This is a genomic window from Streptosporangium sp. NPDC000509, assembly GCF_042898365.1.
Taxonomy (GTDB): Bacteria; Actinomycetota; Actinomycetes; order Streptosporangiales; family Streptosporangiaceae; genus Streptosporangium.
The window spans coordinates 166,208-180,202 of sequence record NZ_JBIAYX010000012.1 but is presented as its reverse complement, the minus strand read 5'-3'; the positions used below and the strand labels follow the sequence as shown (position 1 = coordinate 180,202).

Below are 13,995 nucleotides of genomic sequence, written 5' to 3'. Positions count from 1 at the left end.
AGACGAAGGGAAGGCCACGCGATGAACGTGACCATGCTGCCGGGGGGCACCCTCCGCGTCCCCGCGACGACCACGCTGGACAACGGCACCAAGGTCGACGGCACCCGTGACATCGGCCGCGACGACCCCGAATACCCCGACTGGCTGCCCCTCGCTCAGGACGAGGACGAGCAGCGCCGCCGCGACGTCGAGGAGCGCGACTCCGACCGTGAGATCCTGACCCGCTGGCGCACCCGCCGGAGCGCGTGATCCCACCCATCGCTCGCCCCCTGTGCGCGAAACCGTGCGCGAACCGGCCTGCGGCACCTCCCGTGACTCCGATGTGAACGGCCACGTGCCGCGGATCTCGCGCTGGTTGCGCACCCGCCCCGCCCGAGCGGGCCGTACCCGCGTCCTGGCGGTCGAGGGGCGTTCGGGATCGGGCAAGTCCACCCTCGCCACCGCCGTGGCCTCGGAGCTGGCCGCGCCCGTCGTACGGATGGACGACCTCTATCCCGGATGGGACGGCCTGCGGGGAGGGGTCGGCGCGCTGGTCGAGTGGGTGCTGCGGCCGCTGAGCCTGGAGCGGCCCGCGCGATGGCGGCGCTACGACTGGGCGGACGGCGGCTACGCCGAGTGGCACGAGGTCCCGGTCACCGAGATCCTGGTTCTCGACGGCACCGGCTCCGGCGCTCTCGCCGCCGCGCCGTACCTGAGCGGCCTGCTGTGGCTGGAGGCGCCCGACGAGATACGCAAGGCCCGCGCGCTGGAGCGCGACGGCGATCTCTACGCTCCGCACTGGGACCGCTGGGCGGCCCAGGAGGAGCTTTTCCACGCCCGCGACGACGTCCGTGCCCGCGCGGACCTGACGATCGCCACCACCTGAGGCGCGGGGAAGCCGGACCGCCGCCCCCGCCGATGGTCGTCGGCCGGTGCGGGCCGAGATCCACACCTTGCAATCGCACACGAAGTACGATCGAATGAACACGAAAGGGTTCCGGAACGGCCCCGTGCGATCATTCGATCACCCCGGTCCCGCCGAGCGCGAGACGTGCGGGGGCTCATCCGCCGCATCGAGGCCGACACCGAGACCACCGGCGCAGGACCGTTGCGAGGAGAACCTGGTGACCACGTGGATGCTGCTTGACTACGGCGAGGTCATCTCCACCTCGCAGCCGCCCGGCGCGACGGCCGCGATGGCCGAGCTCATCGGCCAGGACGAGGTGACCTTCCGCGACCGCTACTGGCGCCACCGCGACGCCTTCGACCGCGGTCAGGCCTCCCACTCGTACTGGAGCGGGGTCGCCGGCAGGACGCTCACCGAGGACGATCCGCTCGTCGCCAAGCTCGACGCGGCCGACGTCGAGAGCTGGCTGCACCTCAACCCGGAGAGCCTGCGCGCCATCGAGGAGCTCGCGGGACACCACGGACTCGCCCTGCTGTCCAACGCCCCCGAGCCGCTGGCGGCCGCGATCGACGACGCCCCCTGGGCCGCGGCGTTCACCCATCGCTTCTACAGCTGCCGCCTGTCGCTGTCCAAGCCGGACCCCGCCATCTTCGGTGAGGTCCTGCGCCACCTCGGCGCCGCCCCCGGCGACGTCACCTTCATCGACGACAGGGCCGTCAACGTCAACGCCGCGGCGGCGCTCGGCATCAACGCCGTCCTCTACCCGGACTGGCCGCCCACCCCTCGCGCGAGCTGACGTCCGACCGCTCCCGTCCGACTTCGCCGTCCATGCTTCCCTCGCGAGCCGATGTCGGCCACACCTTCGGCCTCGATCTCACCCCGGTCCGTCGCCACCGCGCGAACCGGCGGGTTCGCGCAGGGCCTTGTACAGGGCGATGTGCCGCTCGGCGGCCGAGCGCCAGGTATGCCGGGCGGCGAGCAGGCGGCCCGCGGCCAGTCGCGCGGGGTCGTCTCCGGCCAGCGCCGCGCCGATCTGGCCGGCGAAGCCCGCGGGATCGGCGGCGAAGCGCGCGGCACTCCCGAACACCTCACGCAGGACCGGCAGGTCCCGGGTGACGAGTGGCACGCCCGCCGCCAGCGCCTCCATCGCCGCCAGGCCGAAGCCCTCCTTGAGCGAGGGGAAGGCGAAGACGGCCGCGGAGGCGACCAGCGACGGCAACTCCTCGTGACCGACGGGCCCCAGGACGACCGGCTCCACGCCAAGGGCCGCGGCGCGCTCGGCCCACCGGACCCGGTAGTCGCGATAGTCGAACAGGGTCTCGCCCCCGGCGATCACCAGTTTCAGGCCGGGGTCTCCCGCGGCCAGCGACGCGTACGCCTCCAGCAGGTCCAGCGAGCCCTTGCGCGGCTCGATGCCGCCGACCGTGAGCACGTAGCGTCCCAGCCGGTCCCGCCAGTGTCCGTCGCCGCGCGCGGCGGCCTCGGCGAACCGGTCCGCCTCGACGCCGTTGGGGATGACCGTCGCGGTGATGCCCCATCCGGCGGCGAGCTCGGCGGCGACGGCGCGCGAGACGCAGACGTGCGCGCGGGGTTCGACGATGGCGCGCTCGTGGCAGGCGGCCAGCTCGGGGGTGGTGAAATGGTCCAGGTGGTGAACGGTCCGCACGCATCGTTCGACCGCGTTGGCGCTGATGCAGTCCTGCGCGTGCACGATGTCGTAGCCGCCGGGGGTGAACGCCTCGCGCAGCGCGGAGATCGAGCGCAGCACCCGCTCCCCCACCGTCTCGTCCGCCACCTCGGGGAAAGGCACCACCACCGACCGCACCGCGGGCGCCACAGGCCGGAAGAACCCCGCGTCGCCGCCGCGGCCGAGCGTCCACACCGTCACGTCCTGACCCGCCTCCGCGAGCGCCTCGGCGAGGTTGAGGGTGTGCACGACTCCGCCGCGCGGCTTGGTGGAGTAGGTCAGCAACGCGATCCTCAGCGCGGAAGGCGACGCCACGGCGTTCGCCGACCCCGCCGACCCCGCCGACCCCACTGTCTCGGCCGGGTCCGCGCTGCTCCCGGTGGTGGCGGTGGTGGCGGTGATGTCGCTGCCCGGCGTGCGCGTGCCGCTCACGAGGCTCCCCGGTAGCTGCCGGGCCTGCGCTCGTCGAGGTGGCTCAGCACCCGCCGCGCGGTGGCGATCTCGGCGGCGACGTCCACCTCGGCGACCGCCAGGCCCGCCTTGGACCAGGTGCGGGCGAGGATGTCACCCCCGGGACCGACCACCTTGGCCTGGCCGAGGAAGCGCATGCCGCCCATCGCGCCGGTCTGGTTCGACGAGGCCAGGATGACCTGGTTCTCGGCGGCGCGGGCGCAGTCGTAGAGGTCGAAGAGGCGCGACTGGCGGTCCTGGGCCATCCGGGGCGCCCGGTTGGTGATGCTGGTCGGCCAGGCCGACAGGCAGGCGACGATCTGCGCCCCGTCCAGGGCGAGGCTCCGCGCCGACTCGGGGAAGGTCTTGTCGTAGTCGATGAGCATGCCCACCCGGCCGACCGGGGTGTCGAAGGCGTCGAAACGCTCGCCGGGCGCGTACGCCGCGATCTCCCCGGCGGGCAGGTGCACCTTGCGGTGGCGTCCCAGCACGCCGTCCCCGCTGACGCACGCGGCGCTGTTGTACCTGCGGGTGCCGTCGGCCTCGCAGTAGCCGACGCACACCACCATCTCGGCGGCCAGCTCGCCCACCCGCTTGATCAGCGGGTCGTCGGGGTCGAGCGCGGGGGGCAGCGCGTCGGGGTCGGGGTGGCGCAGGTCGGCGAGGTAGCCGCCCAGCGCGGCGTCGGGCAGCACCAGCAGCCTCGCCCCCGCCCTGCGCGCGTCGTCGATGAGCTTCGCGATGCGCCGCAGGTCGAACTCCAGGTCCCGGCCGAAGTGCGCGGAGGCCGCGGCTATGCGGATCACGGTTCAGGATCCTCCCACGGCGAGCGCGGGGCGGTAGGCGTCCGGACGGCGGTCGCGCAGGTGGCCCATGGAGCGGCGGGCGGTCTCCAGCGCCGCCCGCACGTCCAGTTCGGCGACCGCGACACCGCCCGGCACGCCGGTACGGGCCAGGATCTCCCCTCCGGGGCCGACGACCTTGGCGCTGCCGACGAACCTGAGGGCGCCGAAGACCCCCGACTGGTTGGCCGACAGCCACACCACCTGGTTCTCCAGCGCTCTGGCCTGGTCGAAGAGGTCGAACCTGCGGGTCCAGCGGTCGTCGGCGAGGTCGGGCGCGGGGTCGGTCCTGCTGGCCGGCCAGGCCGAAGCGCACACCACGATCTCGGCACCGTCCAGGGCCAGCGCCCGCGCCGACTCGGGGAACGCCTTGTCGTAGCAGATCATCATGCCGAGACGGCCGATCGGGGTGTCGAAGGCGGAGAAGGAGTCACCGGCCGCGAACAGCGCGTCCTCGCTGAGCGGCTGGTGGACCTTGCGGTGATGGCCGAGCACCCCGTCGCCGTTGACGCAGACCACGCTGTTGTACCTGAGAGGGCCGTCGGCCTCGCAGTAGCCCGCACAGACGACCATGTCGCCCGCGAGCGCGGCGAGCCTGCGGATCTCGGGTCCTGCGGGGTCCAGGGCCGGCGGCACGTCCCGAGGGTCGCCGTCCATGCTGAGCAGGTAGCCGCCCAGGCATGCCTCCGGCAGGGCGAGCAGCCCGATCCCCTCGGCCCGCGCGGTGGTGATCAGTTGCTCGATACGGGCGAAGTCGCCCTCCAGGTCGCGGTCGAACGGCGCCGCGACGGCGCCCATGCGTAGCTTCACGTTTCTCCTTCACGGAGTTCTGCGGGTTCTGCGGATTCTGCGTATCCCGCGGGTTCTGCGGCCGTACCCAGCCCGGTCACCGGGCCGGTGATCACTTCGATCAGCTCCCCGTCCGGCCAGCGCAGCCGTACTCCCCCGCCGGGAACGAACTCGCCGCACGCGGCACCGGAGGCGGGACCGGCGTCGAGGCCGGGACGTCCTGGACGCTCGGCGGTGAGCATCGCGAAGCCGGGAAAGCAGGTCAGCCAGTCGCCCATACTGACCGTGCCGGGCCTGGGCACGGCGGCGACGTCGAGGACGGCGCCGCAGCCCGAGGCCTCGGCGAGCATGCCGAGGGTGCCGGCGACTCCCGCCATGGACACGTCCTTGGCGGCGGCCGGGCGGGCGGCGGCGACGGCTCCCAGCATGGCCCGCAGCTGCGGGGTGCGGCGGTGCGTGGTGGAGTCCCACTGGCGGCCTGTGTAGCCGGGCCGCCACCCGCCGCCCAGGTCCGCGGTGAGCCACACCCGGTGTCCCGGCCGCGCCCCGCCGCCGGGAACCGGTTCCCGGGCGCGGCCCAGCGCGGTGACCGAGAGCGCCGCCGGCACGCCGAGCTGGGTGTGACCGCCGAGCACCGGCACCTCGTACGCCTCGGCGGCGCGGCGCAGGCCCGCCAGGACCCTCGCCACCGCCGAGGCGTCTCGCGCGCCGACCGCGTCCAGCAGCCCGACCGGCCGCGCGCCCATCGCCGCCAGGTCGTTGAGGTTGACCAGCACCGAACACCAGCCCGCCCACTCCGGGTCGCGCTCCACCATGGACGGCAGGATCGCGTCGCAGGCCGCCACCAGGTCGCTGCCCGGCACCGGGGCGCCGTCGTCGCCGACGAAGCCGGGGCCTCCGGGCGCGAGCCCGGCCAGCAGCGTCCCGAGGTCGCTCTTGGTGGCCGCGACCAGCGCGGCGATCCTGCCGACGGGCCAGCGCATCAGCACGTGCGGCAGGCCCGCGACGGCGAGGGGACGCACCCGCCGCCAGCCGAGGCGGGTGAACATGCGCTCGGCCCCGGCGCGTACGGTGGCCTCGAAGCGCAGCGCCCCGGCCGCCTCGGCCCGCGCGCACGCGGCGCGCACCAGCGCGGGGCCGATGCCCGCGCCGTTGCGCTCGGCTGGATCGACGGCGAGCCGCCCGCCGCTCCACCACCCGATGTCGGGGCCACCGGCGGCCGGCCCGAGCCGGACGCCGCCGACCACGGCGCCGCTCCCGTCCCTGGCGACCAGGACGACGGTGCGCGGGTCGTCGTCGCGGTCGTCCAGGTCGTGGCCGCTGAACACGCGCTGCTCGGTCACGAACACCCGGTGCCGCAGCGCCCGGTAGGCTGCCAGCCCGGCCGCGTCCGCCTCCTCCACGATGAAGGAGGGCGCGCGGCTGCCGAGCAGCACGTCGCAGACCGGCTCGGAAAGCCGTGACGCGCGACCGGGAGCGGTGCGGCCGCCCGGCCCCGAGCCGCCGCTCAGGACGGGGGCGACCGCGAGATCGGAGACGAGGCTCACGGGCGCCTCACCCGCCCGCGGCCTGGAGCGCGCTGCACGCGCCGCACGCGGCGCAGCCCGCGCGCTGGTCGGCGCCCGACATGCCCGCCTCCCGCAGCAGCGCGGCGACGCTCTCGGTCACCCTGCCGACCACGGCCGGGTCGGGGCCCGGCACCCCCTCACGGCCTGCGAGGGTGTCGCGCATCGGGCGGAACGGCACGACGAACGGGTACACGCCGCGCTCGACGAGCCGCGCGGCCCCTGCCACCAGCTCGTCGGGATCCTCGCCGAGACCGACCAGCAGATAGGTGGAGACGCGGTTGCGGCCGAAGACGCGTACGGCCTCGTCCCACGCCTCCTCGTAGGCCGACATCGGCACCTCGGACTTACCGGGCATCCAGCGGCGGCGCACCTCCTCGTCGAGGGACTCCACGTGGATGCCGATCGCGGACGCGCCCGCCCGCCTGAGCTCGCCGATCCAGGCCAGATCGGCCGGCGGCTCGCACTGCACCTGGATCGGCAGGCCGGGTACGGCCTCCAGCACGGCCCGTACCGAACGGGCCAGGACGCGCGCTCCCCGGTCGGGGCCGCCGGTGGTGCCGGTGGTCATCACCATCTGCCGCACCCCGTCCAGGCGCACCGCCGCCTCGGCGACCTCGGCGAGCTGCGCCGGTGTCTTGGCGGCGACGGTGGCGCCCGAACGCAGGGACTCCTCGATCGCGCAGAACCGGCACCGCTCCGCCTCGCCGTAGCGGACGCAGGTCTGCACCACGGTGGTGGCGAGCACGTCGGCGCCGTGCAGCCGGGCGATCCTCTCGTACGGGACACCGTCTGCGGTCACCAGGTCGTAGAAGCGAGGACGGCCGACCGCGCGGACGGAGGCGCCCAGATCGGTCTCGCCCAACCACAGCCTGCCGTCCCTGACGGCGTACGGACTGGCCGGGTTGAGCGGGATCGCGGCGTTGGCCCCGTCGAGGACCAGGTGTCCGTCGTCGCTGGGTCCCGCACCGCCCGCGCGGCGCACCGGGGCGTCCACCCGGACGCCCATGATGGCCACGTCGACTCTCGTGCCGACACTCACCGCTGCCCCCTAAAACATGTAGGTCGAGTTGATGATCGCGCCCTTGCGGCCGTAGTGGATCAGCGCGTCCTGCACGTCCAGCGGGTGCGTGGGAATGACGCCCTCGATGAGGTCCTCCTCGCGGGCACCGTGCAGCGACAGGCCGAACCGGCAGCAGTAGACCTTGCCGCCCTCCTCGATGAACGTCTTGAGCGAGTTGTTGATGTTGTGCTCGCCGGGGAAGGCGGAGTTGCCCGTGGTCGGGAAGCCCCGGGTGGCCAGGCAGTTCAGCGAGCCCGGGCCGTAGAAGTAGATCGCGGACTCGAAGCCCTTGCGCAGCGCCCTGGTCGCCTGCAGGATCGCCACGAAGCTCACCGACGACTCGTGGGCGATGCCGTGCACGAGCGTGAAGTACGACTCGCCGTTCTCCGCCTGGTAGTCGGGGAAGACCTTGGTGCCGCCGTAGAGGCTGGAGCCCTCCGGCAGGGAGGGGTGCGGGATCTCGGTGAGGCTCTGCTTCTCGAGGTCGGTCAGTTCGGTCATGGGTCTCTCCTTGTCAGCCGTACAGTTTCTCGAAGGTGTCGTGGAAGGCCAGGCGGGCCAGTTCGCCGTCGCCGGCGGCGGCGGCGAGGCGGGCGCGCTCGCCCGCGTAGTCGCCCCACGGCTCGTCGCTGGCGAACAGCACCCGGTCGTGGCCGATGCCGCGCCGGTCGATCTCCTGGGCCAGCCATCGCGGCGTGAACCCGATCGCCCAGGAGAGGTCGGTGTAGACGCGCTTGCCGGCGGCGATCCAGTCGAAGAACCGCGAACCGGCGAGCTTGATGTGGCCGCTCATGCCGCCGCCGAAGTGCACCAGGTGGATGGCGACCTCGTCGCCGTACCACTCGACCAGGTGGCCCACCTCGTCGATGTCGGAGGCGGCACCCGGTGAGGTGTGCACGTGCACCACCAGCCCGTGCAGCCGGGCGGTGGCGAAGACGCGGTCGAGCGCGGGTCTGCAGGCCGGGTCGGTGGGGCGCCCGCCCAGCAGGAAGCTGAGCTTCAGCGCGCGCACGCCGCTCTCGGCGGCCAGCGCCAGCGCCTCGGCCGTGCGACGCTCGTCCTCGGGGCGCGGCGAGACCCACAGGCCGCAGCGGATCCGGTCGTCGCGGCCCGCCGCCTCCAGGCAGAGCTCGTTGAAGGCGAACGCGATCCCCGGATCGGGCACCCCGTAGTTGGGCATCACCAGGGCGCGTTCGGTGCCCTCGGCGTCCAGGTCGGCCAGCAGTTGCGCGACGGTCGCGCGGGCGGTCGTGTCGGGGTTGACCGGCGGCCCTCCGTAGAACGGGTGGGCGGGCAGCACCCCGAGGTGACGGTGGGCGTCGAAGACCATGTCAGGTTCCCAGCAGCTCGGGGTGGACGAAGTAGCCGAGCGACGCCGGTTCCGCGGCGCGCGGGGCGGGTACCGGCCTGCCGGCGGCGGCGATGTGCCCGGCCAGGTGCTCGGCGTCGGCCGCCACCCCGGAGAAACGGCCCGAGCCCCAGGTGTGCTGCCAGGGCAGCCCGAGGAAGTACAGACCGGGGACCCGGGTGACGCCGCGCTCGTGGGTGGGGTAGCCGGTGCCGTCGAAGACCGGCACCCTGATCCAGCCGTGGTCGCGGCGGAAGCCGGTGCACCAGACGACCGAGGTGATCCGCCCCAGGTCCAGGGAGTCGGGCTCGGAGGCGGGCTGCCAGGGCGGGGTGTAACGCCTCTCGCCGGGGGCGGAGATGCCGTGCGCGGCGATGAAGGCGTCGATGGAGTCCTTGACGCTCTCGCAGACCGCGTCGGCATGGTCGAGGTTGCGCCGCAGGTCGGGGGCGAACCGCGCCCTGCCGCCGGTCCTCTCCTCCGCGGCTTCGGCCGTTCCCGCGCCGGTCGCCGTGTCGTTCTCGACCGTGGTCAGCCTGCCGTACAGGCTCATCCCCTCCAGGGCGAAGGCCCGCAGGTCGATGTCGCGCCCGCCGTCGCGGCCGGTCACGTAGTGGTTGGCGCGGGCCCGGACGGCGTCGTGGTCGTCGAAGGAGTCGATGGGCCGGTCGTAGTAGCCCATCAGATCCAGCCAGGCCACCACGTCCCTGCCCCGGTAGAAGCGGGCCACCCGGGGCGCGCCGCCGACCGACAGGTGCACGCGCCGCCCGGCCAGGTGCAGGTCCTCGGCGATCTGGCACCCCGACTGGCCGGTACCGACGACCAGCACCTCACCCGGGGGCAGCAGCTCGGGATTGCGGTAGTCGGCGGAGTGGATCTGCGTCACGTGCGCGGGGAACCGCTCGGCCACCCGGGGGATCACCGGGACCTGGTAGGGGCCGGTGGCGACCACGACCTGGCCCGCGGTGACCGTGCCCCGGTCGGTCTCCACCCGAAACCCCCGCCCGTCGGGAAGGAGCCGGGTGACGTTCACCCCCTCCAGCACCGGTGGGGAGAAGGAGGCCGCGTAGTCCTCCAGGTAGCCGACGATCTGGTCGCGGAGCATGAACCCGTCGTGGTCGTCGCCCGGGTAGGGGAACCCCGGCAGGCGGCACTGCCAGTTGGGCGTGACGAGGCAGAAGGAGTCCCAGCGCCGCGCGCGCCACTCGTGGCCCACGCGGTGACGCTCCAGCACCAGGTGGTCGACGCCGTCCCTGCGCAGGCAGTGGCTCATCGACAGGCCCGCCTGACCCGCGCCGACGACGACCACCTCGTGGTGACGGCCGTTCACCGCTCGAACCTCTCGACCGTCACCATGCCGGCACCGGCGAAACCGGCCGCCTTCCTCTCGATCTCGGCGACCTGCCTCGCCGCGGCCGCGCACCCGAACCCGTACCTCTCGCGTACGCGGTCACCGGCCGCCTCCAGCGCCCTGCCGCTCAGCGAGACGAATTCGGCGATTGGGTACGATTGTTCGGGATGAAGAAAGTCCTCAATGATGAGCGATGGGGAATAACAGCGTTGTTGTGAACCATCGGGCCATCTGACCTGGAAATACATCTCAGGCATACGAGTCTCCACAGGGGAAAGCGGCCTTATCCGAATCGGTGCGCCTTTACCGCTGACGACAGTTCAACCGCTGGAAATTGCCGACCCGTTTCATCCGGAACAAAACGCGATGACCGTGGTCACACCAACTTCTCCACCGGTTAACAGTGAGGCGCCGGTCGGCATCGCGTCATGAGTCTCCACCGGCACCCTCACCCCCGATTAGCGGCGCGCCGGGGAGGGGAGGCCTCAGGTGATGCCGATCGGGGGGCGCGGAGCCGGAGGAGCCCCGGACTCGCAGCGACATCGATCTTCTCAGCGGGAGAATCCCATGACTGGACGCGTATCGGCCCCGGGCGACCTCGGCCGCCGGATCGCCAGGCGACGCGAGGATCTCGGCCTCACCCGGGACAGGCTGGAAACCCTGGACAGGGACGAGTGCCTGCGGCTCATCACCCCCGGCGGAGTGGGGCGCATCGCCTTCGAGGAGATCGGCGGGCCGGTGATCCTGCCGGTCGACTACGCCCTGCACGGCAGCTCGGTGATCTTCCGCACCGCTTTCGGCGGCCCGCTCGACGACGCCCTGCGCACCGGGGCCCAGGGGGTCGAGTCCAAGGTCGCCTTCGAGGTCGACCGGATCGACGACGCCGGCCGCGAGGGCTGGAGCGTGCTGGTGCGCGGCGGGATCCACCACGTCTCCTCGGAGGAGGACCGCGCCGCCCTGGCGGCGCTGGGTGTCCGGCCGTGGACGGGGGGCGAGCGGGAGCCGTACGTGAGGATCGCCGCCACCGAGGTCACCGGCCGTCGCATCCGGCGGCGCGACCCGTGACCCCCGCCGAGCCGACCCCGCAGTCCCAGGAACCGCCCGTGACTCCCGCCGAGCCGGCCCCGCCGTCTCAGGAGCCGCCCGTGATCCCCGCCGGGTCCGGCCCTTCGGCTCACCGGCCGCCCGTGATCCCCTCGGAGATGGACGCCTGGGTCGTCACCCACCCGGGGCCGATCTCCTCGCGTCCCCTGCGGCCGGTGCGCGTCCCCGTCCCCTCCCCCGGGCCCGGTGAGGTGCTGGTCCGCGTCGAGGCATGCGCGGTCTGCCGCACCGACCTGCACCTCGCCGAGGGCGATCTCCGGCCGCGACGCCCGAGGACCACGCCAGGCCACGAGGTCGTGGGGCGGGTGGCGTCCGCCGCCCCCGACGCCGTGCGGCTCGCGCCGGGCACCCGGGTGGGGGTGGCCTGGCTCCGCTCGACCTGCGGGCACTGCCGCTACTGCCTGCGGGGTGCGGAGAACCTCTGTCCCGGTTCGACCTACACCGGCTGGGACGCCGACGGCGGCTACGCCGAATACCTGACCGTTCCCGAGGACTTCGCCTACCCGCTCCCCGGCGACGTCCCCGCGGAGAAGCTCGCGCCGCTGCTGTGCGCGGGGATCATCGGCTACCGGGCCCTGCTCCGCAGCGACCTGCCACCCGGCGGACGGCTGGGCGTCTACGGCTTCGGCGCCTCGGCGCACCTGACCGCGCAGCTCGCCCTCGCCCAGGGGGCGACCGTGCACGTGCTGACCCGCTCGGCCAAGGCCAGGGAGTTGGCCGTCGCCCTGGGCGCGGCCTCGGCGGGCGGCGCCGCGGACGCCCCGCCGGAACCACTGGACTCGGCGATCCTGTTCGCCCCGGCGGGCGAACTGGTGCCGGTCGCGCTGGCCGCCCTGGAGCGGGGCGGAACCCTGGCGGTCGCGGGCATCCATCTCAGCGACATCCCGCCCCTGACCTATCAGCGGCACCTGTTCCAGGAGCGCACGCTGCGCAGCGTCACCGCCAACACCCGCGCCGACGGCCGCGCCTATCTGGAACTGGCGACGCTCCACCCACCCCGGGTGACGACGGTGCCCTATCGGCTGGCCGAGGCCGACCGGGCTCTGGCGGACCTGGCCGGGGATCGCGTCGAGGGCGCCGCCGTCCTGATGCCCTCCCACTCCGACCCCTGACGCGATGCTCACCCCCGTACGGGGGTGAGCATCGGCGCGAGCACTCCTCGCGGGTCTTTTCCGCCGCTCGGGCTATGTTCAGTCGGCGGGCCTGCCGAACCAGCGGGAGAGGTGGTCGTCCAGGTCCTGCTGGTCGTCGCCGATCCAGGCGACGTGGCCGTCGGGACGCAACAGGACGCACGGGACGTCCAGCTCCGCGGTGGGATCCGCGAGGTGATCGACCCGGTCCGACCAGCCGCCGACGGTGAGGCGTTCGGTACGGTCCAGCAGCAGGCCACGGCCACGATGCAGCAGACCGTAGAGGTGGCCCTGTTTCACGTCGAGGTCGTGCAGGCGGCGGCCGAGCAGGTCGGGGCCTTCGCCGAAGTCGTAGCGGATGCCGGTCGCGGTGATCTTTTCGGTCAGGTGGCGGTTCACCTCGTCGAAGTCCATCAGTTCGGTGAGCAGCCTGCGCACGGCCTGCGGGCCCGGTTCGGCGGACAGCAGTTCCGTCTGGGCGCGGGTGTTGTCCAGCACGTCCTCGGCGACCGGACGACGTTCGGCCTCGTAGCTGTCCAGCAGCGCCTCCGGGGCCCACCCGCGGATCTGTGCGGCCAGTTTCCAGCCGAGGTTGAACGCGTCCTGAACGCCCAGGTTGAGGCCCTGCCCGCCGATGGGGGGATGGATGTGCGCCGCGTCGCCGGCCAGCAGCACCCGCCCGACCCGATATCGTTCGGCCAGCCGGGTGGCGTCTCCGAAGCGGGACATCCAGCGCGGGGAGTGCACGCCGAAATCGGTTCCGGCGATGGCACGCAACCCCTGTTTGAAATCCTCAAGGGTGGGCGGTTGCGCGCGGTCGCCGACTTCCGGCGCGGGGACCACGACACTGTAGATCCCTTCGCCGAAGGGCCGGAGCCAGAACGGCCGATGGGTCTCGCGGACCTCGGCCATCCTGGCGGCGATCTCCTCCTGCGGCATGCCCACTGCCAGCTCGCCCATCAGGGTCTCGGTCCGTGAGGGCTCGCCGGGGAAGCCGACACCGAGCAGTTTGCGCACCGTGCTGCGCCCGCCGTCACAGCCGACGAGGTAGCGCGAACGCAGCCGCGTGCCGTCGGCCAGCTCGACGGTCACCCCCTCGTCGTCCTGCTCGAAACCGGCGACCGCGCACCCGCGCCGGACCTGCGCGCCCAGTTCGATCGCGTGCTCTGCGAGCAGGCGCTCGATGACCGGCTGTGGGATGCCCAGCAGGTAGGCGTACGTGGAATCCAGGCCCTTGGGCGCGGGTTTGGGGATGGCGGCGAAGAAACCGCCGGCCGGACGTCGTCTTCCGTGCTGGAGCAGGCGCTCCAGCAGTCCGCGCATCGCCATCAGCTCGAGGCTGCGAACATGCAGACCGACTATGCGGACGAACGACGTGGGCTCGATCTCCTTCTCCAGAACGAGTACTCGCACATCGTGCAGTCGCAGTTCGGCGGCGAGCATCGCACCGGTCGGCCCGCACCCGGCAATGATCACATCGAAGGCGAGGGAGGCGCGATCGGTGCCGGGGGCCGGCGACCGGAGAACTCCGGGAACGTCGCCCGCCGCGGAGTCACGCTCGGCACCGTCGTTCGGCTGCGGCTCGGCGGTGACCTGCTGAGAATGCATAGGTATTGCCTTTCGGGAGTGCCTTGTCCAAGCGGCGCTCCCGGCGACACCTACCTCGATCGCCCGGCCGTGACGGAAAGGGGGAGCACCCACGTCGATACAGCGTTCATGGGTCTCACCTCCTCAGGTGGTGTCACGGTCAGCCGTAAGTTACAAGCCCGAGCGTCATCCC

The 13,995-nt window shown here is 72.9% G+C and carries 15 protein-coding genes; 5 read left to right on the top strand and 10 right to left on the bottom strand.

Annotated elements, in window-relative coordinates:
* Window positions 1-21 precede the first annotated feature (21 nt).
* The 3 genes from ACFY3D_RS23080 (at window position 22) to ACFY3D_RS23070 (ending at window position 1,682) form a co-directional block, all read left to right on the top strand.
* A complete protein-coding gene (locus tag ACFY3D_RS23080) occupies window positions 22-249 on the top strand; it encodes a hypothetical protein (RefSeq protein ID WP_350947260.1) in 228 nt (75 codons plus the stop codon).
* A gap of 22 nt (window positions 250-271) precedes the next feature.
* Complete coding sequence (locus ACFY3D_RS23075) at window positions 272-865, top strand: hypothetical protein (protein ID WP_389982227.1); 594 nt, start codon at window positions 272-274, stop codon at window positions 863-865.
* Window positions 866-1,103: 238 nt separating this feature from the next.
* The gene (locus tag ACFY3D_RS23070) at window positions 1,104-1,682 is read left to right on the top strand and encodes an HAD-IA family hydrolase (RefSeq protein ID WP_362901408.1); all 579 of its coding nucleotides are present in this window, start codon (window positions 1,104-1,106) and stop codon (window positions 1,680-1,682) included.
* A gap of 78 nt (window positions 1,683-1,760) precedes the next feature.
* Here the strand turns inward: ACFY3D_RS23070 and ACFY3D_RS23065 are convergent, their stop codons facing one another.
* From ACFY3D_RS23065 to ACFY3D_RS23025, 9 genes are read right to left on the bottom strand one after another with little or no spacing between them, the layout of a single operon-like run.
* Window positions 1,761-3,005, bottom strand: a complete 1,245-nt coding sequence (locus ACFY3D_RS23065) for an MSMEG_0565 family glycosyltransferase (RefSeq protein WP_389982224.1) — start codon at window positions 3,003-3,005, stop codon at window positions 1,761-1,763.
* Entirely contained in the window at window positions 3,002-3,829 is an 828-nt protein-coding gene (locus ACFY3D_RS23060; RefSeq protein WP_389775107.1) for a carbon-nitrogen hydrolase family protein, read from the bottom strand. Before ACFY3D_RS23060 ends, ACFY3D_RS23065 begins: the two co-directional genes overlap by 4 nt.
* Before the next feature lie 3 nt (window positions 3,830-3,832).
* Complete coding sequence (locus ACFY3D_RS23055) at window positions 3,833-4,675, bottom strand: carbon-nitrogen hydrolase family protein (RefSeq protein WP_389982221.1); 843 nt, start codon at window positions 4,673-4,675, stop codon at window positions 3,833-3,835.
* The gene (locus tag ACFY3D_RS23050) at window positions 4,672-6,201 is read right to left on the bottom strand and encodes an MSMEG_0567/sll0787 family protein (RefSeq protein WP_389982218.1); all 1,530 of its coding nucleotides are present in this window, start codon (window positions 6,199-6,201) and stop codon (window positions 4,672-4,674) included. Before ACFY3D_RS23050 ends, ACFY3D_RS23055 begins: the two co-directional genes overlap by 4 nt.
* 7 nt (window positions 6,202-6,208) lie before the next feature.
* A complete protein-coding gene (locus tag ACFY3D_RS23045) occupies window positions 6,209-7,261 on the bottom strand; it encodes an MSMEG_0568 family radical SAM protein (protein WP_350947253.1) in 1,053 nt (350 codons plus the stop codon).
* A gap of 9 nt (window positions 7,262-7,270) precedes the next feature.
* The gene (locus ACFY3D_RS23040; protein WP_350947252.1) at window positions 7,271-7,783 is read right to left on the bottom strand and encodes an MSMEG_0572/Sll0783 family nitrogen starvation response protein; all 513 of its coding nucleotides are present in this window, start codon (window positions 7,781-7,783) and stop codon (window positions 7,271-7,273) included.
* A gap of 13 nt (window positions 7,784-7,796) precedes the next feature.
* Entirely contained in the window at window positions 7,797-8,612 is an 816-nt protein-coding gene (locus tag ACFY3D_RS23035) for an amidohydrolase family protein (RefSeq protein WP_350947251.1), read from the bottom strand.
* 1 nt (window position 8,613) lies between these two features.
* A complete protein-coding gene (locus ACFY3D_RS23030) occupies window positions 8,614-9,960 on the bottom strand; it encodes an MSMEG_0569 family flavin-dependent oxidoreductase (protein ID WP_362901397.1) in 1,347 nt (448 codons plus the stop codon).
* Entirely contained in the window at window positions 9,957-10,229 is a 273-nt protein-coding gene (locus ACFY3D_RS23025; RefSeq protein WP_389982215.1) for an MSMEG_0570 family nitrogen starvation response protein, read from the bottom strand. Before ACFY3D_RS23025 ends, ACFY3D_RS23030 begins: the two co-directional genes overlap by 4 nt.
* A gap of 319 nt (window positions 10,230-10,548) precedes the next feature.
* On the opposite strand from ACFY3D_RS23025, the gene ACFY3D_RS23020 reads away from it, so the two are divergent.
* Window positions 10,549-11,046, top strand: coding sequence for a pyridoxamine 5'-phosphate oxidase family protein (locus ACFY3D_RS23020; protein WP_350947248.1), 498 nt, complete (start codon window positions 10,549-10,551; stop codon window positions 11,044-11,046).
* An 80-nt stretch (window positions 11,047-11,126) separates the two neighbouring features.
* Entirely contained in the window at window positions 11,127-12,197 is a 1,071-nt protein-coding gene (locus ACFY3D_RS23015; RefSeq protein ID WP_389982212.1) for a zinc-binding alcohol dehydrogenase family protein, read from the top strand.
* A gap of 78 nt (window positions 12,198-12,275) precedes the next feature.
* Here ACFY3D_RS23015 and rox read toward each other — a convergent pair whose 3' ends face one another.
* A complete protein-coding gene (gene rox / locus ACFY3D_RS23010; RefSeq protein WP_389982209.1) occupies window positions 12,276-13,823 on the bottom strand; it encodes a rifampin monooxygenase in 1,548 nt (515 codons plus the stop codon).
* Window positions 13,824-13,995 lie beyond the last annotated feature (172 nt).

Excerpts from the sequence above, each read along its gene's own strand:
- ACFY3D_RS23080 (WP_350947260.1), top strand. The coding sequence starts at position 22 with ATGAACGTGACCATGCTGCCGGGGGGCACCCTCCGCGTCCCCGCGACG.
- ACFY3D_RS23025 (WP_389982215.1), bottom strand. The coding sequence starts at position 10,229 with ATGTATTTCCAGGTCAGATGGCCCGATGGTTCACAACAACGCTGTTAT.
- rox (WP_389982209.1), bottom strand. The coding sequence starts at position 13,823 with ATGCATTCTCAGCAGGTCACCGCCGAGCCGCAGCCGAACGACGGTGCC.
- ACFY3D_RS23040 (WP_350947252.1), bottom strand. The coding sequence starts at position 7,783 with ATGACCGAACTGACCGACCTCGAGAAGCAGAGCCTCACCGAGATCCCG.
- ACFY3D_RS23020 (WP_350947248.1), top strand. The coding sequence starts at position 10,549 with ATGACTGGACGCGTATCGGCCCCGGGCGACCTCGGCCGCCGGATCGCC.
- ACFY3D_RS23035 (WP_350947251.1), bottom strand. The coding sequence starts at position 8,612 with ATGGTCTTCGACGCCCACCGTCACCTCGGGGTGCTGCCCGCCCACCCG.